Source organism: Alteromonas gracilis, assembly GCF_002993325.1.
Taxonomy (GTDB): domain Bacteria; phylum Pseudomonadota; class Gammaproteobacteria; order Enterobacterales; family Alteromonadaceae; genus Alteromonas; species Alteromonas gracilis.
In genome coordinates this window covers 1-21,912 of sequence record NZ_PVNO01000028.1, presented here as the reverse complement: position 1 = coordinate 21,912, position 21,912 = coordinate 1, and the positions used below count along the sequence as shown (strand labels likewise).

Genomic DNA, 21,912 nt, shown 5'->3' with positions numbered 1-21,912 from the left:
TGCAAAGTATATAGATGAGTTCCTATGTTTTTTCCACTTATGGAGACTAAAACGGATAAAACGTGAAAATATTACACAAACCCCGCCCTCATTTTTTGCGTCAGCAGATAGCAGAAAACTCTTAATATTAAATATCAGTAACTTACAAAATTCACTGAGAAGCTTATATCAGGTACGAATTCTGCAATTTCATTCACTAATTAATAAAAGTGAAAAACAGGTATAGAGACATGCAATCAGGTAAGAGTGTATTTCAACCAGGTCAAAACTGTTGGGTAAAAAGTAAAGCCCGCTTCTCGACGCCACTCATTGATTGCGGTAATTACTACAAAGCGTTACATAGCTCCATAGTAAAAGCCAAGCACAGCATATTTATTGTGGGATGGGACATTGATAGTCGAATTCGGTTGCTCAGAGGCGATGATGAAGCCAACAGTGAAGCCCCAAGCGTAATAAGCGACCTTTTGAAATGGAAAGCTGAGCAAAACCCTGAAATTAATATTTACTTACTGCGATGGGATTCCTCACTTGCCTTCTTCGCCCAGCGCGAGATGTGGGCAAAAGAGGTCTGGGAAGAAAAAACGCCGGACAACGTGCAAACAGAGTTAGATGACACGATCCCAATGGGAGGTAGTCAGCACCAAAAGATTGTTGTTATTGACGATGAGCTAGTGTTTTCCGGTGGAATGGATGTTTCCACCAATCGCTGGGACACTCGTGACCACCCGGTGGTGTCAGAGGAACGTAACGGTCCTGACGGAGAGTACGGTCCACTACACGATGTTCAAATGGTATCAAGCGGCCCAGTCGTAGCTGACTTCGCAAAACTGGTAAGATGGAGATGGCAGCGCGTTGCAGAAAATACGCCTATCGACATTAGGGAAGATGCACTTATCGATGAAGACGCACCTGTGCCTGAAACGTGGCCCGACGATTATCCGCCGCTCTTTGAAAACGTTGAGTGTGCGCTAGCGAGAACCATTCCCTTCATGGATGAGGTGGAGCCTGCCCAAGAAGTTCGGCATATGCTGCTTGACCTGATAGGTGAAGCTGAATCTGTCATTTACATAGAAAATCAATTTACAACCAGACAAGAAATTGCTGAAGCGTTAAATCGACAGCTGAAATTAAAGCCTAACCTTTCGGTAATTATAGTGAGTTCTTATGAGCCTAAAGGTAAGTTTGAATGTGAAGCCTTCTGGGCGAGCCGAATTGAATTTAAAGCAATTTTAGAAAAGGGAATTGACCCGAAGCGCGTGAAGCTTACCTACTCTTCTATCGAAGATATGCAGGGGCGTCGCGCTTACAAACGCATTCATTCAAAGGTTATGACGATCGATAATAAATACCTTGTTATCGGCTCTTCAAACATCAGTAACCGCTCAATGACGTTAGATACTGAAATTGACACAGTACTGTTTGGCAACAACAAGGAAAATCAAGCCTGTATAGAGCAAGTAAGAAACGATTTGCTTGCTGAGCACACGGGCAGAAACATTGAAGCAATGCCGGCAATATTTAATGAAGACTTGCCTGTTGAAGCATTGATGCATGGCCAAATAGCCCATGGATATGTTCTTACAGAAGTACGCGATGAGATTTTTACTGAGCTTTCTGGAACAAACATGTTCCGCGCGCTATCAGATCCTGAAGAACCTCTAATTTCCGTCCCTACTTTCGATGGTGCGGCTTTGCCTGCTCGCAACCCGAAACGTCGGAGCATCATGATCCTAATGGGTTTGGTGATCATAGCGGTTTTAGGCGGTTTAATGTTTTGGGCAAGCCAATCAATTCCATGGTTAAGTTCAGACAGTATTAATGCTTTCTTAGAGAAAAGTAGAGGCACCTACTTTGCGCTACCTACCGTTCTTTTGGTGTATGTTGTGGGCGGTATTTTATTTTTTCCCGTCACGGTTTTATCCCTTGCGGTAGCTGCAATTTTTGGCCCTATCTGGGGGCCTATCTACGGTATGATGGGCGCGCTCATGAGTTCAGCCATCATGTTTGGTATAGGCAAACTTTCGGGAAATGCTGGGCTTAAAAAGCTAGGCGGCCCTAAAGTAGCGGCGGTTGATGAAAAGCTTAAACGCAGTGGCATCGTAGGTGTGGCCGCTATTCGTATGCTGCCTATCGCACCTTTCAGTTTAGTCAACCTTGTGGCCGGAATTTCATCGATAGGTATTTTCCAATTCTTGGTCGGTACGTTTTTGGGCATGTTTCCTCCTATGATTGCGAAAGGTCTCGTGGGAGACTCTATTGCTCAGATATGGCAAAACCCGTCTCCTAAGACCATCAGCTATTTAGTGGGCGGCATCGTACTGTGGGGGCTTATGATTTGGGGTTCACAAAAATTCGCCCGTTATTATCAAGCTCGTAAAGAATCTGACACTGATGAAATAAATGATGATAGCCGTAGTAAAAATGAGGCAGATAAATGTGCCGCATAGTGACTTACAACATTCATAGCGGCGTTGGCAGAGATAAAAAGCATGATTACAAGCGCATAGGGCAATTTCTAGCAAATAGTGGGGCGGACGTTGTGCTGCTACAAGAAATGGATACCCGCCCGCCACATCGAGACACAGCGCAAGATGTGAAGGATATATGTGCTGAAAACACGTTCAAACTCATTCCCTCACCGGCAATAAGAGAAGCTGACGGTTGGTATGGCAATGCCATACTTACCCGTTTTGATGTTATTTCTCACGATACTGTCGATGTGAGTCAAATGGGAAGACAACCTAGAAATGTTCAGATTGTTGAGCTACAAACGGAGAAAACGCCGCTGACTGTCGTCAATACCCATAAGGGGCTCAAAAAACTGGAGCGACGCTCACAGTTTTCACTGCTCCATGAGCATTTATCGTCAAGGCTAAAGCAACATAAAACGCCTCTCTTTTTGGCAGGAGACTTTAATGAGTGGCAGTTCTTTTCAAGAGCATTTCATGCTTTAAACGGTCTTCTCAATCAACAAAAAATAGGAGCTACTTTTCCCAGTCATTTCCCTGTATTTTCTCTCGACCGTGTATGGGTTTCTGATGATATTAGGGTAAAAGCCTGTCGAAAATTAAAGAATGCAAAGACCCGTGTATTTTCCGATCACTTGCCAGTACTTGTTGATATAGAGCTTCCTGAATGCGCGGAGTAATGCAGCGTTCGAAGAGAACCTAGCAACTAAAGGTTCTCCTCAAGCTGACTGAGAAATAAACGATGACGTTGCAAATTCCAAGGTTCCACTCCAATGGTTTAACGCATTTTCTATTGCAACGACTTTCCTGATGATGTCTACAACCCGTAAAAGGTCTTTACCTGATTTTGCTCTCTTATTTGTAGCCGCGAGCACAGTACGGTGCATTTCTGGTTGGACAATTTTGAGTGTAGACACAAGCCCTGACTCTTTTAAATGAAAGATAGCTGAAGTAGGCAAAATCATTACACCTTCCCCTTGCATGACTTGCCTAAGTCCCGTCATTAATTGCCCTGAGTAGGCTAAATCGTGTTTAAGGCTAACGCCGGTCGCCTTTTCATAATCGGTAATAAGCTGCCCTAGTGCATCTTTGTTGCCGGGAGATAAGAGCGGTAGTTCACTGATTTCCCAGAATTTAATCATCGATTTTTCCCTCAAGTGAGCGTATTCAGAATGGGCATCTGATGCTGTAAACACAAGATGTAGCTCTTCTTGGATTAAGGGGGTAACGCTCATGAACTTCAGGTCGATGGCCTGCTGATAGGTGAGCGCAACGTCGATTTGTTTTGACGATAGCCAATCGTTAATTGTGTAAGACGGGCCTGTACTGATCTCGACCTTAAGATCTTTATGATGTTTCGTTATTTCAGTCAACAGCGGCAGTGAAAGCACATTACCAATAGACGGAAGCATGCCTATTTTAATTTTTTTACCCTGCCCCACGGTAAAACCTTCCATTACTGCTTTCACATTTTCAATTTCGCTTAATATCTTCTCTGCATGTGAATAAAAAACCTCACCAGCAGGCGTTAAATTAACCCCAGCAAAGCTCCTTTCAAGTAACGTTGTTTTTACCTCCCGTTCTAAGCTCGCGAGTTGTTGACTTATCGCCGGTTGAGCGATATCGAGAGCTCTTGCGGCACCAGCAATACTCCCCTTTTGCACTGTAGTTATAAAATAACGCAGCTGTTTAGAATGCACTGACTTCCCCTAAAAACTAACCTACAGATAAGCGATGAACTATCGATGTATATCAGCGGATACAACGTATAAAAGGCAAGCTATATGCCATTCCATTAGGTTATATGCAGCAAAATTGTAAATTTATGAGGGAAAATAGAACCCGACAAAAAATCATATAACGTAATACTTAAGTATTAAGCCACGCAAAATGGGGGTTGCGTCCATGCTCAATACTTTTCTTATACCCTTGAATATTCTTCTTTCTTCCACCAGTGCTGAAGAGTTCTTAGCCTAGTACCTGTACACGAGTTACAGAATAAAAATAACAAGATGCAACCTGCATCAATGTAGTGCTCGTGCGTGCCTAAAAAGAGTGCAGATTAAGACAATCCACATTCATAAATTAAGTAGCAATAAGCACGATTGGGAACGCTGATGAAACAGAAGAAACTCCACACCGCAGTTCGTTACGCACTTACTGGAATAACTTTTTTTACTACGTCTATGCTTGTTCAAGCACAAGACGCGGCAGAAGAAACAACTGAAGCAAAAGATTTAGAGCGCATTGCCGTTGTAGGGGCGCGAGGAGCGCCTCGCTCAGTAACAAGTTCGCCAGTGCCCGTTGATGTTTTAACCGCTGAAGATGTAGAGGCGGTTGCGTTTACTGACATGAACAATGTTTTAATGACATTGGTCCCCTCTTACTCAGTGGGCCGCCAACCCATTTCTGATGGCGGTACATTTATTCGACCTGCGACACTTCGCGGCATGCCTACTGATAAAACGTTGGTATTAGTAAATTCTAAGCGCCGTCACAGAGCAGCACTTGTTTCAATTGGAGGCTCAGGCACTCAAGGGCCAGATATCGCTACCATTCCAACCGCAGCGATTAAAACAGTAGAAGTTCTTCGTGACGGCGCAGCTGCACAATACGGCTCAGACGCCATCGCAGGCGTTATCAATTTTCAGTTAAAAGACAATACGGAAGGCGGGTCTTTTACCATTGACTACGGAACCTATTATGAAGGTGACGGGGATCAGGTTACCGTTACAGGTAACAAGGGCTTCGCTTTAGGCGACGACGGCTTTTTCAGTATCTCAGCCGAATACTCAGACAGTGAAGCAACATTTAGGGGCGAACAATATTGTGAACCTTGGTTCTGTGTTGATGAGCAATCTGAGCAATATATTGCTGATGCCACTGCCATGGCAAATAGCGTCCATGATTCAGACGTAGTCCAGCCTTGGGGGCAACCTAATACTAGCGGTAAACGCATATTTTTCAATTCTGGCTATACCTTATCGGCAGAAGCAGAGCTATACGCTTTTGGTAACTATTCTGAAAGTGAAGGTGACGGTTCTTTCTATTATCGTTATCCGGGTAACGGCACTATTGAAGACATTCGCTTGGAAGACGGTTCTATTTGGAATCCGACCGAATTTTTCCCTGGAGGCTTCACCCCTCGATTTTTTGGTGACGTTACCGACTACTCTTTCGTAGGCGGGATAAAAGGTATGTCTGGCGACCTTACCTATGATATCAGCGGCCGCTACGGCAATGACGAAATCTCTTACACGTTAGCGAATACTATTAACCCTTCTCTGGGTAACGAATCACCCACGTCATTTCAACCAGGCGATCTCACTAACGAAGAAGCCCAAATTCAAGCAGACTTCACTTACGACATGAGTGAGTACATACTAGCTTTTGGAGCAAGTTATCTAGATGAGTCTTATGAAATTTCTGAAGGAGAAGTAAGCTCATACTTTGCTGGACCTTACGCCACGTCCGACCCCTATGGTTTTTGTGACGGAACATCAGCCACCAGCGAAGGTTTAGCCGTTATCGCAAACGGTTCATCACTAAACTGTGCAGACCCTGATGACGCGGTTTATACCGTGGTTGGCGTTGGCTCTAACGGTTTCCCAGGTTATTCACCTGACTATTCAGGCTCATACGAACGTGATTCGTATGCGCTTTATACCGACATTTCAGGCGACATTACTGATGAGTTGTTCGCACAAGCCGCATTGCGCTATGAAGACTATTCAGATTTTGGCTCTGAACTCGTATACAAAGTTGCGGCATTTTACCAGCTAAATGATGACGTAGGCTTTAGGTCTTCATTTGGTACAGGCTTTAGAGCGCCAACACCAGGTCAGCAAGGTACGACGAACGTATCCACTCGCTTGCCTAATGGTTTCCCAGTTGCGACTGGTTTGTTCCCAGCTGGCGGTGAAGTTGCACAGGCACTTGGTGCAGAAGAGCTCTCGCCTGAGAAGTCTACTAACTTCACTCTAGGTATGACGGCTAACTACGGTGATTTAACGCTCACTGTAGATTATTACAATATCAAGTTAGAGGACCGCCTCTACTCCGTATCTACACGTGATGTATCCACAACGGTCGTAACCGACCCAGATGCAAGCGGTTACGATGCTTACCAAAACTACTTGGCGCTTGCTGGAGCAAATGTATCTGGCGCAGAGTCTATTGGTGGCGTTTTCTTCTTCCAAAACGCATTCGATACGGTAACGGAAGGTTTAGACGTTGTTGCAACATACAAGATGGAATCTAAATACGGCGCAACCATTTTAACCGGCTCAATAAACTACAACAAAACCGAGTTTGATTCGGACCCTAGTGAGTATCTCGACCCTGAAGATCAATTCGACTTTGAGAATGGTACGCCTGAAATGCGTGGGGTGTTCTCTGTCACTCACAGTTATGACGTATGGTCTGCAGTTGCTCGCCTAAGCTACTACGGCGAGTACGAAAACGCAGGAAGTGATAACGGCGTTAGTGTCAATGCTGAAAGCATTCAGACTTTTGGTGACGAGTTTATGTTTGATATTGAAGGCTCTTATCTTATCAATGAGAACTTCACGTTATCGGTAGGTATCAGAAACCTGTTCGACAACTATCCAGATTTGAGTACAAATGGCGACGCTTGTTGTGGCGAACTATACGACTCAGGCTCAATAGTTGACTGGCAAGGTGGGTACTACTACACCCGCCTAGCTGCCCGCTTTTAATGAGGTACAAAAAACACCGGCTCACGCCGGTGTTTGCGTTTTATATAACTGTATATAAGTAAATCCTAAAGAAAGGTTCTTCAATGTTTAAAGCAGTATTGTGTGGAGTAGAATGCAAATGGAACTAGAACTACTGTGGTTTGTAGTTACCTTGTGTATAACCGGTGCCATAGCTGGTATCACCGCAGGCCTTTTTGGCAATGGTGGAGGGTTTGTTGTTGTTCCAGCCCTGCTCGCCGTTTTTCCTTTTTTTACTCCTCCGTCAGAAGCGCTCGTAAAAGTTGCTATAGGAACATCATTAGCCTCCATTGTGGTTTCCAGCGCTCGCTCTGTCATGGCTCATCGAGCCAAGGGGGCCGTAGATTTCGATATTCTGCGGTCTTGGAGTATCTGGCTCGTTCTAGGGGTTGGCGGTGGTCTGCTTATCGCTAACAACACAAGCGCCAACGGGCTTACCGTGGTTTTCGCGGCAGGTGTTTTACTCTATTCGGTGTATTTTTTATTTCCCGAATTTGTCGTAAGACCTGGCCTGGTTTTCGACATGCCTAAAGGTATTGGTAAAGCAGTATTGGCATTTGTTCTCGGTGGATTCTCAGCACTTCTTGGTATAGGCGGCGGCACGCCAACGGTTATCACAATGGTAATGTGTCAGCGCACTATCCAACAGGCTGTGGCAACCGCAGCTGGCGTAGGCTTTTTAATAGGACTTCCTGGTGCTATCGGATTTTTGTTTATGAAACACCCTGATACTGCCTCCCTTCCCGTTGGCACTATTGGCTACATCAATATACCTGCACTTATCGCAATTAGTATAGGCGCCATATTCACTGCGCCTATTGGAGCAAAAATGGCACATAACTTCAGTGAAAAGAAACTAAAACGCCTTTTCGGTATTTATCTCGTCATTGTATCAAGCGCCATGTTCTATAAAGCCATATAACATGTCTAAAAGGAGAGAATCATGAGCTATAGCCGTTCAAGACGCTTATTTATCGGAGGTTCGGTAGCAGCGTCAGCATTCGGAGTAAGCGGATTTAGTACATTTACTGCTGCACAAACAGCGGGAGCCATTGCCAGTCCCATTCCCGCTGTGACATATGGCCCCTCACCGGGTGTAGCAAAACTCAATGCTAATGAAAACCCATTTGGCCCAAGCGCTAAAGCATTGGAAGCAATTACTAAGGCCTCCGCTGAAGGTGGCGCTTATTATGCGTACCCTGCCGCCATGACACTTTTAGATATGATTGCAGAACGCCACGGTATTTCACGTAAGAACATTTCTTTAAGCGCAGGCTCTAGCCCTATTCTCTCTTATACTGCGCTCGCAGCCAGTAAAAAAGGAAAAATTCTTGGGCCAGATCTCTTTTGGGATACCACATCAAAAGCACCGGAAAAACAAGGCGCGCCCGAAATAGTAAGAATTCCTAATACAGCAGAACTCGACATTGACCTTGACGCCATGTACGCAGCAATTGATGATTCCACTGGCATGGTTCATATCTGTAACCCAAATAACCCAACAGGTAAAATACTCGCCCCAGAGAAGTTACGAGACTTTTGCATTAAGGCCTCTAAAAAAACACTTGTATTGGTTGATGAAGCTTACAATGAACTGATTGATGAACCACCAAAACACACGATGATCCCGCTTGTTAAAGCAGGACACAACGTGGTTGTTGCTCGTACTTTTTCTAAAATTTATGGCTTAGCCGGCATGCGAGTTGGCTACCTCATAGCATCAGAGGAAAATACGGATTGGATTAACCGCTATGGTATGGGTGGCTATACCTTGAATCAAGCTGGCCTTGCTGCCGCCATTGCTAGCTACAATGATGAGGCTTTTCTGACGTTCTCGAAAGAGAAAATATACGAGGGTAAAGCAATGGTTATGGATGCTGTCAAAGCAAACGGTTTGACAGCTCTGCCGTCGAGTACTAACTTTGTCTTTGTTAATTTGGGTGACGGCAACGCTGAATATTTCCGTCAAGTCATGGCCGAAGAGGACGTGCTGATACGAGGAATTTATCGTACCTACACTAATTGGTCTCGCGTAAGCATGGGAAGAATTGCAGATGTAAAACGTTACGTTGATTCGATGCCTAAGGCGCTAGAAAAGATGTACGCTTTACAAAATAGCTAGCTCAGAACGGCGTGTACTGAACACTCGTATACGCCTACTCATCATCAGCTAACATCCTCTCATTTCAACTAAAAGTCTAATACGCATAAAAGTCACTTCTGCCATATACTTTATAAAAATCGTTATTGCGAAAACACTCGAGCAATTTTTTTAACGAGTTTATTGCGGTAATGCTAAAACTGCTCATACTTTATTAAAAGATATTCCTCTAAATGCCGCTTTAGGAGGCTGTAAATGTCACTTTCTGTATTAGTTGCTGATGATTCAAAGTTATCGAGGCGCAGTGTTATTCGAGCACTCCCCCAGGACCTTGAATACGATATTACCGAAGCAACGAACGGCCAAGAAGCTATTAATGAGCTATCAGAGAGGAGTTTTGCACTTGTTCTATTAGACCTTACCATGCCGGAAGTGGATGGGGTGGGCGTGTTGGAATTCTTGCATGAGAGGCCCGATGCACCAAACGTTATTGTGATAAGTGCTGATTTTCAGCCGGAAAAGCAGAAAATTGTTATGTCTCTAGGAGCTAAGCGTTTTCTTCGCAAGCCTCTAGATAAAGAAGAGTTAGCAATGGCATTATTTGAGCTGGGGTATCTATGAGTATCGTACTACCACTAGATGAAGAGCAAAGAGATGCGCTTCAGGAATTGTTAAATATTTCTATGGGGCAAGCCGCCAATTCTCTTGCGCAACTGATAGAAACCAAAATTGATATTTCTATTCCAAAGATTTCAGCAGTTACCCCTACTCAGCTCTATAGCCTTTTATTTGAAACAGAAGATTCCTTCTATACTCGACAGTCTTTTTTAGGAGATGTACATGGCGAAGTAATGTCTGTGCTCTCTAGGGCTGGCTTGACGGAAGTGGCCGCGTTAATGGACTACGACGACCCGTTGAGCAAAGAAGACATTCAAGAGATTATTCTAGAACTTTGTAATATTTTGGCAGGCGCCTGTCTGGCAGGCCTCTCCGATCAGCTGGAACTGACGACTAACCTAAACATGCCAACCTTATTTCAGCCAGATAAAAGCAATTTCGATGACCTTAAATGGCAGCACAGCCTAGTTATGGAAGTGCAATTTGTCATTGCAATTTCATCGTTCAGCATGCGGGTAGTTTTCTGTTTAGACGACGAGTCTCTTGCGCGAATGAAAGCTACATTGGATGAGTTGCTCGCATAATGTTTGAACAGCTGGTAGGTAAATTACCGGTCGGGATAGGTATTGTTGACGAGAGCTTCAATGTTGTTTATTTGAATGATTTTTTTTTAGACAGACTGCCCCATGAATTGCGCAAAAATTATAAAGAGACGCCGGTTACTGACTTATTCCACGGCCAAGGCAAGTTTTTAAAACGCAGACTTAAGTCGGTCTTTGTATTACAGCATCCCAGTTTTAGCTATTGGGAACAGCGTCCTCACATATTTCCATTTAAAAGTTCTCGCCCAATAACGGGTGAAGAAACTCAAATGTATCAAAATATGGAAATTCTGCCCGTCAAAGATAAAGTGACGGGCCAGAGATACGCATGTATTTTTCTTCAAGATGTGACAGCACAAGCAAGTTATTTCAGAGCACAACAAAAACTATCAGAAGCACTAAAAAAAGAACATGAAGCGCAAAGAAAGCTGATCAGAAAACTCGACACCGCACAAAGTCAGCTTATTCAAGCAGAGAAAATGGCGTCTACTGGTCAGCTTGCTGCGGGTATCGCTCACGAAATCAATAACCCTATCGGATTTGTGAATGCCAATCTCAACACACTTGGGCAATACGCCTCTCATCTCATTTCTATATGCGATGGTGTCTACTCACATATTGAAAACTTCAACGACGAGCTAAACGAGCAAATAGAGGCGCTCTATCAATCGAACCACTACGAGCTATTGAAAGAGGATATTACCGAATTAATCGAAGAATCTACGGACGGGCTAACGCGAGTTAAAGACATAGTGGAGAACCTAAAGAACTTTTCATTAGAAAATTCAGAAGGTGTTCAAACCGTTGATATTTGTACCGTATGTAATCAGCTCATTACTCTAATTTCGGCTCAATACAGCACACCTCAATATAAATTCGACTGTGAGTTAGAAAAAGTTGAAGTTATGGGTAACCCCGGCCCGTTAAAGCAAGCGTTAATGAATGTGATGATCAATGCCGCGCAGGCCATAGACACCAAAGGCGTTATAAAACTCAGCGTTCAAGAGTCAGGCGATCGCGTTATCATTAAAATACTTGATTCAGGATGTGGTATTCCAGCCCAACATTTGAAGCGTGTTTTCGAGCCTTTTTTCACCACAAAGCCAGAGGGACAAGGGCAAGGCTTGGGCTTATCTGTCGCTTATACAGCGATAGAACAACATCAAGGCAAAATATCAATAAGCAGTAAGGAAGCAAAAGGGACGGTGGTCGAAATCTCTATTCCTAAACAACCTTCTCACTCGAAGGTTAATAGCCCAGAAAGCGTCATTGAGCCATCTGACATTGTGCAGGAAGAAGTATGAACAGCCCGATTAAGAGGCAAGTAGTTTTGTTTCTATTGCGGTAAACTCGTAGTGACCTTTATCGTTAACATCGCGAGAAAGCATTCCCTTATTATATAAATAATTTAAATGAGACAGGCATTCTGCTACCGCAAAGAACATATTTCGGCTTGATAACTTTCGTTTAAACATAACGGGCAGCAGTGCTACCACCGTTTGAGGGCGCTCACAAGCTTCAAGTAATGCCCTTAAATGTTCTTGGTGATGCTCTATAAGCGTATCGACCCTTTCATGTAGACCGACAAATGGTAACTTGTGAGCTGGTAGTACAGTAACGTCTTTTGGCAGCAATTTAAATTGAGGCAAGGTACTCAAATAATCATCTAAGGTATTTGCATCCGGCTCTGTGGAATAGGCACCAATGTTAGGGGTAATAATAGGTAGGATGTGATCGCCTGAAATTAAAATATTCTTCCTTTCGTTAAAAAGACATGCGTGCTCTGGAGAGTGACCACGGCCGATAATTACTCTCCATTCATCCTTTCCTAGAGACAACGTCATACCATCTTTAAGTCGTATGTAGCTGATTGGCAAGGGAGACACTACGCTACTGTAGCCATTCCCATCCCCTGCAGTCAGTTTTTCAATTAAGGCATCATCGAGACCTGCACGCTGATAATAGATTATGTCTCTTTCGTTTGTTGCGCCGTTTCTACCGGCAGAAAAAGCTCTGGCCGTGAAGTACTCGGTTTGCGTCATATAAAACGGGACGTTGTACGTGTCAGCAATCCAACCCGCTAACCCGACATGGTCAGGATGTAGATGCGTCACAATCACACCGACGATGGGTGCGCTTAACTGTTCAAAAATACGCAGCCACAGTGATTTCGTTGTGGAGGTCCCTATGCCAGTGTCAAGCACCACCCAGCCGCCTTCGCCTTTTAACAAGTAAAGGTTAATATGGTCTAGATCGAAAGGTAAAGGCATGGTTAGCCATAGTACTCCTTCCGCAATCTCTATAAACTCGCCAGGCTCTACCTGCTTGTCATATAGATATTCCATACCGCCCTCACTGAAGTTTTTAGCCAACGTTTCGGTTCTTCATCTGAGTAACATTAAATGTTATCACCAGAGAAAACCGCTCAAAGTACTACGTTTCTACCTCGCTCCCTACGTAAAGACAAACATATCTGTCGAATAGAGAACTATAGGAGTTGGTGATAACAAACGGTATACTCAAGAGTGGTGGCTTGTTGACGAATACAAGAGTCATCAGTATCTCATCTTATAAAATGTCGCTTTTTCTAAACGGAATCATGCCAAGCACTTCAATACATCAAGGTTTCATACTCAATAAAAGCACGTTCACAGTACGGGGCAAAGTGTATGTAGAACTGTGGGTAAAAACTGCAAAGCAAATTGTAAAGCTCATCTCGGCCCCCCAAAACCCCACTTGTTTTGTAGCAGAAGAGCAGGAGCCGTTACTAAGAGAGCTAGCAGATCATATCTCGCTTAAACTCTTCGTTTCCGACGATGGTTTTTACACCCTAGAACAAACCAAAGTAGCGACTGTCAAGACCAAAACGGAATCGCAAATGCATCAGTTGCGTCAATTGGCGCGGGAAAAAGACATTACGTTATATGAAGCTGATATTAGGGTGGCCGACCGTTATCTAATGGAGCGCTTTGTTTATGGCGCCGTTGAATTCGTTGCTCCTGCGCTTAATTCTGAGAGTGAAAATAATGAACTGCTTATTGATACCATCGAAAATGTACAAATAAGACCTTGCGAGTATAGAACGACATTTTCATCCCTCAGCATAGATATTGAATGTAACGAAAACGAAGAACTGTTCAGCATTGCTTTGTCCGGTGACGGATTAAATATTGTAATACTTGTTCGTCCTCCTGGTACTTCTGAACACCAGCTCAACGCGGCGAAGGAAAATCCCTATCAACTTATCGTTGTCGAATCTGAACGAGAGCTTCTTAATGTATTTTTCACGCATATAACAACATTCGACCCTGACATTATCTTAGGGTGGAATGTTAAGCAGTTTGATATGGCTGTGCTTGCTCGTAGAACGGTAGCGAATAACTTAAAATTCGCGATTGGACGCCGCTCGCGGGAGGCTTCAGTGCGACAATGGGAGGACCAGACACTGGTCGATGTACCCGGGCGCTGCGTTATCGATGGTATTGAAGCACTGAAAACCATGACTTATCAGTTCGAGTCTTATTCACTTGATCACGTTTCAGAAGCATTACTGGGTGAAAACAAGCTTATTCAAGAAAGCGACAAACTTGCTGCTATAAAGCGCCTATATTATGAAGATCCTATTGCATTAGCGAACTATAACTTCAAAGACACCGAACTGGTAAATCGTATTCAGGAAAAAACGCAGTTTATCGACTTCCTCGCTTTACGAAGCACGTTAACCGGCCTCGATATGAGCAGGCCGGGCGGATCAGTGGCGGCGTTTCTCAATGTTTACCTTCCCAAACTCCATCGCCGTGCCTATGTCGCTGGTGTTAGGCCAGAAAATGGAGGGCTGGCGAGCCCAGGGGGATACGTTATGCGTTCTCAGCCTGGCCTTTATGAAGATGTCTTAGTTCTCGATTTTAAGAGCCTTTACCCGTCTATCATACGAACATTTAAAATAGATCCTGTGGGACTGGCAGAAGGATTGAAGTCACCGGAGAACGCAATTGAGGGCTTCAAAGGTGCAGTATTTAGTCGAACCACCCACTTTCTTCCAGCAATTATCGAAAATCTCTGGCTTCAGCGTGACGAGGCAAAAAAACAAAAGGATTCTCCGCGCTCACAAGCCATAAAGATATTAATGAACTCATTTTATGGTGTGTTAGGCAGCGGCGGCTGCCCTTTTTACGACCCACGACTCGCCAGTTCAATTACCCTTCGTGGTCATGAGATCATGCAGACTACTGCCGGATGGATTGAAGAGTTAGGTTACCAAGTTATTTACGGCGATACCGACTCAACCTTTGTCCACGTGGAAGGAAATGACACTTTAGGTTCACCAGAAACGACAGGAATAAAGCTTGCTGAAATTATCAATGAGAAATGGACGGCATTGCTAAGGGAGCGTTTCGATATAGATTGTCATTTGGAAATTGAGTTTGAATCGCATTTTTCTACGTTTTTTATGCCTACAATCAGAGGCTCAACGGAAGGGAGTAAAAAACGCTACGCGGGAATGAGGGGTGACGAACTCATTTTTAAAGGCTTAGAAAATGTGCGTTCTGACTGGACTACCTTAGCAAAGTCTTTTCAATATCAGTTGTATAAGAAAGTATTTTCAGGCCAGCCAATAGAAAAGTATATTAGCGACACGCTAAATGCGGTCAAATCAGGGCAAATGGACGATGAATTGGTTTACAAAAAACGTTTGCGAAAGCCTTTATCATCCTACACCAAGTCCCTTCCACCTCATGTGAAAGCAGCGAGACGTGCCGATGAGCTATTCAAGGAGCAGGGCTTGCCCTTACGGTATAAATCGAATACCACAATCGCCTATGTTATTACGGTTCAAGGCCCGCAAACGATAGAGACGGTGTCTGCACCATTACACTATGATCACTACATCGAAAAGCAAATTCAACCTATAGCAGACAGTATCTTACCGCTCATCGGTGCAAGCTTTGAACACATCGCTAACGACCAGTTATCTTTGTTTTAAACGTAAATATTTTGTATGAACATCTTTCAGAAGATGTGACAAATTAACAAAAACACGTTGTTCCCTGAAGCTAATAAAATCTTCTTATCCTTACTTTTCATAAACTTAATCCTTTGGCACAACAAGTGAATAAGACACTATGAGTAACTAAATCGGTTTGAGTGAAGTCACAACTTCATCAACATGCGTTCCATTTAGTGGTTAGGGCAATTGAGAGCCCGCGTTCGCAATGAAAAAACAGAAGGAATTTGATTATGAAGATCACAAAATTTAGTTTGATTACCAGTGCAGTTATTACTGCCACACTTTCTGCCTCGGCTTTTGCAGGACATCACGAAGAAAAAATTTCAATGGGCTTTGATGCCCTAGACAAGGATAGTAATGGTTACATCGTCGGCTCAGAGTCGTCTGGTGTTATGAATAGTGAATTAGTGTCTAAAATGGATACAGACGGCGACAGTATGGTAAGTCGCGCTGAGTTTAATGCATTTGTTGACGAAAAGCCTTCAATGTTCAGTGACGAAATAATTACACAGGTCCAGACCGAAGGCACTAATGATGCAATGTTAAGAGAAAAAGGTAACCCTGAACTATTCTCGAAAGATGACGGCGAAATGATCTCCGAGAAGAATAAGGAATTGCGCACTGAAATGTCAGCAAGCGCAGATGACAAATTCACAAAAATAGACATGGACAGTGACGGTAAAATTAGCAAAACCGAACTAGAAGCCGCCAAGCTAGAGGGTGACTTCGAGTCTATGGACGAAAACGATGATAAGTACATTACACGTATGGAGTATAGAACTTATTATAAAAACCTTGATGCGGAATAGGTCAATATAAGTCCGATACTCTGGTTTTATTCAAGGCTTCGCTACATTGCGAAGCCTTTTCGTATAAGTATCAAAATCCTGTCAAATATGCTTCCCACTTTCTCAGTATCTTTTACTGACTGAGACGAATCATCGAAATTCATCGGTACATAACACCATATACGACTAACATCTTGTCGACAAAATCACTTTGCAAACCTATTGTTAATAAAGTTTGAAATAGTTGTTTACACCACCATTTTTCACGCAAGGTAAACATCTATTTGTAGCCAACGCCTTGAACACAAATCGCGTGAACTAGCGATATTCATGTAATTAAAAAGTAGATGCGAAAGCATATGGAGACACGTTATGACGGATTCAACAACCCTGCTAGAAACTTCATTTCCTTTAATAAAAAGTGAGTACAATGGCCCTACCAACACAGAACTAACATCGTTGACCATTGGGCAATACTTAAAACGTATTGTCGACAATTATTCAAATAATTTAGCTATCGTTGTGAGACACCAAAATGTTAGATGGTCATATCGAGAATATTGGGAACAAGTAGAAAGCGTCGCTTGTGGGTTACTCAGTGATGGTGTAAAACCCGGTGATCGCGTAGGTATTTGGTCACCCAACAATATAGAGTGGTCACTCGTTCAAATGGCCACCGCTCGCATTGGCGCAATTATGGTGTGCTTAAACCCTGCCTATCGGCCTGACGAATTGGCTTTTGCAGTGAACAATGTGGAAGTTAAGTACCTCATCATGGCACGATCATTTAAACAATCCGATTATGTCTCTATGTTACAAGAGCTTGCTCCAGAACTAAGAAATATGGAAGAAGGCAACGCTTTCGTATGTTCAAAGCTACCCTCACTTAAACAGGTTTATACAATAGGCAACGAGCCAGTAGTCGGATTAAAACCTTTTTCCACGTTGCAAATCACGCCTACAGATACATTAAAAAGGCAGTTAACTGAAATCGAAAACACGTTAAGCGCCAACGATAACATCAATATTCAATTTACCTCAGGTACTACAGGTAATCCTAAAGGCGCGACTTTAACGCATCGAAATATCCTTAACAACGGCTTACTTGTAGCACAAGCTATGCGCTTCACCCACAAAGACAAACTGTGTATTCCTGTCCCTCTTTATCATTGTTTTGGAATGGTTTTAGGAAACTTGGTTTGTGTCGCATCTGGTGCCTGTGCTGTATTTCCAGGCGAGTCTTTCGACCCCGAGACAACCCTCCGTACTGTGGAAGAAGAAAAGTGCACGGCATTGCACGGTGTTCCAACCATGTTTATCGCGGAGCTTGAACTTCCTACGTTCAAGAGCTTTGACTTATCTTCTTTAAGAACTGGTGTGATGGCGGGAAGCACTTGCCCAGAAGAACTCATGCGTAAAGTGCACAGCGAATTTCATATGACAGAAGTAGTGATAGGTTATGGTCAAACAGAGTGTAGCCCTATCAATCACATTACCGACATAGACTCGCCTTTTGAAAAACAAGTTAAAACCGTAGGCCGCGCTATGCCTCATACAGAAGTGAAAATTATTGATACGCAAGGTAATACCGTGGCAATTGGAGAGCCAGGTGAAATATGTGCCAGAGGTTACTGTGTGATGAAGGGTTATTGGGGGGACGAGACTAAAACAAAAGCAACAATAGACCAAGAAGGTTGGCTTCACTCTGGCGACTTAGGAGAAATGGACGATGAAGGCTATGTGACTATTGTCGGAAGAATAAAAGATATGATTATTCGCGGTGGTGAAAACATTTATCCACGAGAGATAGAAGAAGTCTTATACCAACACGCGGATGTGTCTGACGCCGCTGTATTCGGCATTCCTGATGATAAGTATGGAGAGCAGGTTTGCCTATGGATTAAATCAAAGGAGAACCGACACATAGATGAAGAGCAAATACGCCACTACCTTAAGTCTAAGCTTGCTTACTTTAAAGTGCCCAAATACATCAGTGTTGTAAAAGAATATCCTATGACAGTAACAGGTAAGCTTCAAAAATTTAAAATGCGCCAATACATGATAGAAGCACTGAAGAAGCAAGCCCTACAATCCGAAACGTAATCCACAACAAATATTGGGGTCAGAGTACATTTCTGCGTTGCCATTAAGACGCTAAGACAGTCGACGCTTACTAGAGTAATAAAGTGGCAGCTAATGAAATAAAGTACTCTGACCCCATTTTGATGTTCGCTGGAGCATGGCCGGGGAATTAATGTACTCTGACCCCATTATTTTTTCTGGTGCAGAAAGCAAAAAACCCGCCGTTAGGCGGGTTTCTTTTAATGGGACCTGGCAGTGTCCTACTCTCACATGGGGAGACCCCACACTACCATCGGCGCTAATACGTTTCACTTCTGAGTTCGGAATGGAGTCAGGTGGTACCGTATCGCTATGGCTGCCAGGAAAAACTGATAACAATTTGGGAAAGATAATATTAATTCAATCAGTGAGTAACTACTTTTTACTCTTACTTGCTTACTTTAGCTTGTCTACAACACTTCAAAAGCCTAAAGCTTCTTGGGCGTTGTATGGTTAAGCCTCTCGGGCAATTAGTACAGGTTAGCTTAACGCCTTACAACGCTTCCACACCCTGCCTATCAACGTCATCGTCTATAACAACCCTTCCAGACCTTAAAGGTCAGGGATGACTCATCTTTGGGCCGGCTTCCCGCTTAGATGCTTTCAGCGGTTATCCGTTCCGAACATAGCTACCGGGCAATGCCATTGGCATGACAACCCGAACACCAGCGGTTCGTCCACTCCGGTCCTCTCGTACTAGGAGCAGCTCCCATCAATCATCCAACGCCCACACCAGATAGGGACCGAACTGTCTCACGACGTTCTAAACCCAGCTCGCGTACCACTTTAAATGGCGAACAGCCATACCCTTGGGACCGACTTCAGCCCCAGGATGTGATGAGCCGACATCGAGGTGCCAAACACCGCCGTCGATATGAACTCTTGGGCGGTATCAGCCTGTTATCCCCGGAGTACCTTTTATCCGTTGAGCGATGGCCCTTCCATACAGAACCACCGGATCACTATGACCTACTTTCGTACCTGCTCGACGTGTCTGTCTCGCAGTTAAGCTAGCTTATGCCATTGCACTAACCTCACGATGTCCGACCGTGATTAGCTAACCTTCGTGCTCCTCCGTTACTATTTGGGAGGAGACCGCCCCAGTCAAACTACCCACCAGACACTGTCCACAATCCCGATAAGGGACCAATGTTAGAACATCAAACATACAAGGGTGGTATTTCAAGGACGGCTCCACACAATCTAGCGACTGTGCTTCAAAGCCTCCCACCTATCCTACACATGTAGGTTCAATGTTCAGTGCCAAGCTGTAGTAAAGGTTCACGGGGTCTTTCCGTCTAGGTGCGGGTACACAGCATCTTCACTGCGATTTCAATTTCACTGAGTCTCGGGTGGAGACAGCGTGGCCATGGTTACACCATTCGTGCAGGTCGGAACTTACCCGACAAGGAATTTCGCTACCTTAGGACCGTTATAGTTACGGCCGCCGTTTACCGGGGCTTCGATCAAGAGCTTCGTCCGAAAACTAACCCCATCAATTAACCTTCCGGCACCGGGCAGGTGTCACACCCTATACGTCCTCTTACGAGTTTGCAGAGTGCTGTGTTTTTAATAAACAGTCCCAGCCACCTGGTCACTGCGGCCCCCATTTGCTTACCACGCGAAGTGTTCACAAACAGGGGCGTACCTTCTCCCGAAGTTACGGTACAATTTTGCCGAGTTCCTTCACCCGAGTTCTCTCAAGCGCCTTAGTATTCTCTACCTGACCACCTGTGTCGGTTTGGGGTACGGTTCATATAATCATAAGTTTAGAAGCTTTTCCTGGAAGCAGGGCATCAACAACTTCACTCCCTTGGGAGCTCGTCTCGCGTCTCAGCTTTAAGAATCCGGATTTACCTAAATTCTCGGCCTACTCGCTTTCACTTGGACAACCAACGCCAAGCTTGCCTAGCCTTCTCCGTCCCTCCATCACTGATTATATAAGTACGGAAATATTAATCCGTTTCCCATCGACTACGCATTTCTGCCTCGCCTTAGGGGCCGACTTACCCTGCCCTGATTAGCATGGGACAGGAAACCTTGGTCTTCCGGCGTGGGAGTTTTTCACTCCCATTATCGTTACTCATGTCAGCATTCGCACTTGTGATATGTCCAGCAAGCTTTACAACTCACCTTCATCCACTTACACAACGCTCCCCTACCCAGCAAGTAAACTTGCTGCCGCAGCTTCGGTATATTGCTTAGCCCCGTTACATCTTCCGCGCAGGCCGACTCGACTAGTGAGCTATTACGCTTTCTTTAAAGGGTGGCTGCTTCTAAGCCAACCTCCTAGCTGTCTGTGCCTTCCCACATCGTTTCCCACTTAGCAATATTTTGGGACCTTAGCTGGCGGTCTGGGTTGTTTCCCTCTCCACGACGGACGTTAGCACCCGCCGTGTGTCTCCCGGATAGTTCTCATTGGTATTCGGAGTTTGCAAAGGGTTGGTAAGTCGGGATGACCCCCTAGCCTTAACAGTGCTCTACCCCCAATGGAATTCGTCCGAGGCTCTACCTAAATAGATTTCGGGGAGAACCAGCTATCTCCCGGTTTGATTGGCCTTTCACCCCCAGCCACAGGTCATCCCCTAACTTTTCAACGTTAGTGGGTTCGGTCCTCCAGTTGATGTTACTCAACCTTCAACCTGCCCATGGCTAGATCACCGGGTTTCGGGTCTATACCTAGCAACTAAACGCGCAGTTAACACTCGCTTTCGCTACGGCTCCGTTATTCACTTAACCTCGCTACTAAATATAAGTCGCTGACCCATTATACAAAAGGTACGCAGTCACACCACGAAGGTGCTCCCACTGCTTGTACGTATACGGTTTCAGGTTCTATTTCACTCCCCTCACAGGGGTTCTTTTCGCCTTTCCCTCACGGTACTGGTTCACTATCGGTCAGTTAGGAGTATTTAGCCTTGGAGGATGGTCCCCCCATATTCAGTCAAGATAACACGTGTCCCGACCTACTCGATTTCACTGTAAAGATTGCGTCGTGTACAGGGCTATCACCTTGTATCGCTCCTCTTCCCAAAGGATTCCACTACATTCAATACAGCTTAAGGGCTGTTCCCCGTTCGCTCGCCGCTACTAGGGGAATCTCAATTGATTTCTTTTCCTAAGGGTACTTAGATGTTTCAGTTCCCCTCGTTCGCCTCGTTACGCTATGTATTCACGTAACGATACCTGTAAACAGGTGGGTTTCCCCATTCGGACATCTGTGGCTCAAATGCATTTTGTCGGCTCACCACAGCTTTTCGCAGACTTACACGTCCTTCATCGCCTCTAACTGCCAAGGCATCCACCGTATACGCTTCGTCACTTAACCATACAACCCCAAACAGCCTTTTGACTTCTGTCTAAGTTATGTCGCATGAATGACAAGCTAATCGGAAGAATTGCCTTGCTATCAATAAATTGATAACAAGCAATTCAGTCAAGTAGAGTAAAAAGTACGTCTTTCGACTTCT

Annotated in this window: 13 protein-coding genes and 2 rRNA genes; 11 read left to right on the top strand and 4 right to left on the bottom strand. The window is 44.4% G+C overall.

From position 1 onward, the window contains the following. Nucleotides 1-230: 230 nt before the first annotated feature. Entirely contained in the window at nucleotides 231-2,447 is a 2,217-nt protein-coding gene (locus C6Y39_RS15070; RefSeq protein ID WP_105932069.1) for a VTT domain-containing protein, read from the top strand. Further along, a complete protein-coding gene (locus C6Y39_RS15065) occupies nucleotides 2,435-3,148 on the top strand; it encodes an endonuclease/exonuclease/phosphatase family protein (RefSeq protein WP_167390670.1) in 714 nt (237 codons plus the stop codon). Before C6Y39_RS15070 ends, C6Y39_RS15065 begins: the two co-directional genes overlap by 13 nt. 39 nt (nucleotides 3,149-3,187) lie before the next feature. On the opposite strand, the gene C6Y39_RS15060 is transcribed toward C6Y39_RS15065, so the two are convergent. After that, nucleotides 3,188-4,168, bottom strand: a complete 981-nt coding sequence (locus C6Y39_RS15060) for a LysR family transcriptional regulator (protein ID WP_105932068.1) — start codon at nucleotides 4,166-4,168, stop codon at nucleotides 3,188-3,190. Nucleotides 4,169-4,585: 417 nt separating this feature from the next. Between C6Y39_RS15060 and C6Y39_RS15055 the strand changes: the two genes are divergently transcribed. The 6 genes from C6Y39_RS15055 to C6Y39_RS15030 all read left to right on the top strand — a co-directional run bounded on the left by C6Y39_RS15055 (nucleotide 4,586) and on the right by C6Y39_RS15030 (nucleotide 11,829). Next, nucleotides 4,586-7,186, top strand: a complete 2,601-nt coding sequence (locus tag C6Y39_RS15055) for a TonB-dependent receptor plug domain-containing protein (protein WP_105932067.1) — start codon at nucleotides 4,586-4,588, stop codon at nucleotides 7,184-7,186. Between the two features lie 118 nt (nucleotides 7,187-7,304). Continuing rightward, nucleotides 7,305-8,126, top strand: a complete 822-nt coding sequence (locus C6Y39_RS15050; protein WP_105932146.1) for a sulfite exporter TauE/SafE family protein — start codon at nucleotides 7,305-7,307, stop codon at nucleotides 8,124-8,126. A 21-nt stretch (nucleotides 8,127-8,147) separates the two neighbouring features. Beyond that, the gene (locus tag C6Y39_RS15045; RefSeq protein WP_105932066.1) at nucleotides 8,148-9,326 is read left to right on the top strand and encodes a pyridoxal phosphate-dependent aminotransferase; all 1,179 of its coding nucleotides are present in this window, start codon (nucleotides 8,148-8,150) and stop codon (nucleotides 9,324-9,326) included. Nucleotides 9,327-9,560: 234 nt separating this feature from the next. Next, on the top strand, nucleotides 9,561-9,926 hold the full coding sequence (locus tag C6Y39_RS15040) for a response regulator (RefSeq protein WP_105932065.1): 366 nt from the start codon (nucleotides 9,561-9,563) through the stop codon (nucleotides 9,924-9,926). Continuing rightward, nucleotides 9,923-10,507 carry a chemotaxis protein CheX gene (locus C6Y39_RS15035; protein WP_105932064.1) on the top strand — a complete coding sequence of 195 codons (585 nt, stop codon included), beginning with the start codon at nucleotides 9,923-9,925 and terminating at the stop codon, nucleotides 10,505-10,507. The genes C6Y39_RS15040 and C6Y39_RS15035 overlap by 4 nt, the downstream gene beginning before the upstream one ends. After that, nucleotides 10,507-11,829 carry a sensor histidine kinase gene (locus C6Y39_RS15030; RefSeq protein WP_105932063.1) on the top strand — a complete coding sequence of 441 codons (1,323 nt, stop codon included), beginning with the start codon at nucleotides 10,507-10,509 and terminating at the stop codon, nucleotides 11,827-11,829. The genes C6Y39_RS15035 and C6Y39_RS15030 overlap by 1 nt, the downstream gene beginning before the upstream one ends. 9 nt (nucleotides 11,830-11,838) lie before the next feature. On the opposite strand, the gene C6Y39_RS15025 is transcribed toward C6Y39_RS15030, so the two are convergent. Further along, entirely contained in the window at nucleotides 11,839-12,870 is a 1,032-nt protein-coding gene (locus tag C6Y39_RS15025; protein ID WP_105932145.1) for an MBL fold metallo-hydrolase, read from the bottom strand. A gap of 254 nt (nucleotides 12,871-13,124) precedes the next feature. Between C6Y39_RS15025 and C6Y39_RS15020 the strand changes: the two genes are divergently transcribed. The 3 genes from C6Y39_RS15020 to C6Y39_RS15010 all read left to right on the top strand — a co-directional run bounded on the left by C6Y39_RS15020 (nucleotide 13,125) and on the right by C6Y39_RS15010 (nucleotide 18,424). Further along, on the top strand, nucleotides 13,125-15,509 hold the full coding sequence (locus C6Y39_RS15020; RefSeq protein WP_105932144.1) for a DNA polymerase II: 2,385 nt from the start codon (nucleotides 13,125-13,127) through the stop codon (nucleotides 15,507-15,509). A 254-nt stretch (nucleotides 15,510-15,763) separates the two neighbouring features. After that, entirely contained in the window at nucleotides 15,764-16,342 is a 579-nt protein-coding gene (locus tag C6Y39_RS15015) for an EF-hand domain-containing protein (protein ID WP_105932062.1), read from the top strand. Between the two features lie 351 nt (nucleotides 16,343-16,693). Then, nucleotides 16,694-18,424: an AMP-binding protein gene (locus C6Y39_RS15010; RefSeq protein WP_105932061.1), complete on the top strand. Its 1,731-nt coding sequence runs from the start codon at nucleotides 16,694-16,696 to the stop codon at nucleotides 18,422-18,424. A 226-nt stretch (nucleotides 18,425-18,650) separates the two neighbouring features. Here C6Y39_RS15010 and rrf read toward each other — a convergent pair. Next, nucleotides 18,651-18,766: ribosomal RNA gene (rrf, locus tag C6Y39_RS15005) — 5S ribosomal RNA — on the bottom strand. 125 nt (nucleotides 18,767-18,891) lie between these two features. Next, nucleotides 18,892-21,770, bottom strand: a 23S ribosomal RNA gene (locus C6Y39_RS15000). Nucleotides 21,771-21,912: the final 142 nt, after the last annotated feature.

Coding starts and splice junctions, on each gene's coding strand:
- C6Y39_RS15070 (WP_105932069.1), top strand. CDS start 231: ATGCAATCAGGTAAGAGTGTATTTCAACCAGGTCAAAACTGTTGGGTA.
- C6Y39_RS15065 (WP_167390670.1), top strand. CDS start 2,435: ATGTGCCGCATAGTGACTTACAACATTCATAGCGGCGTTGGCAGAGAT.
- C6Y39_RS15055 (WP_105932067.1), top strand. CDS start 4,586: ATGAAACAGAAGAAACTCCACACCGCAGTTCGTTACGCACTTACTGGA.
- C6Y39_RS15050 (WP_105932146.1), top strand. CDS start 7,305: ATGGAACTAGAACTACTGTGGTTTGTAGTTACCTTGTGTATAACCGGT.
- C6Y39_RS15045 (WP_105932066.1), top strand. CDS start 8,148: ATGAGCTATAGCCGTTCAAGACGCTTATTTATCGGAGGTTCGGTAGCA.
- C6Y39_RS15040 (WP_105932065.1), top strand. CDS start 9,561: ATGTCACTTTCTGTATTAGTTGCTGATGATTCAAAGTTATCGAGGCGC.
- C6Y39_RS15035 (WP_105932064.1), top strand. CDS start 9,923: ATGAGTATCGTACTACCACTAGATGAAGAGCAAAGAGATGCGCTTCAG.
- C6Y39_RS15030 (WP_105932063.1), top strand. CDS start 10,507: ATGTTTGAACAGCTGGTAGGTAAATTACCGGTCGGGATAGGTATTGTT.
- C6Y39_RS15025 (WP_105932145.1), bottom strand. CDS start 12,870: ATGGAATATCTATATGACAAGCAGGTAGAGCCTGGCGAGTTTATAGAG.
- C6Y39_RS15020 (WP_105932144.1), top strand. CDS start 13,125: ATGCCAAGCACTTCAATACATCAAGGTTTCATACTCAATAAAAGCACG.
- C6Y39_RS15015 (WP_105932062.1), top strand. CDS start 15,764: ATGAAGATCACAAAATTTAGTTTGATTACCAGTGCAGTTATTACTGCC.
- C6Y39_RS15010 (WP_105932061.1), top strand. CDS start 16,694: ATGACGGATTCAACAACCCTGCTAGAAACTTCATTTCCTTTAATAAAA.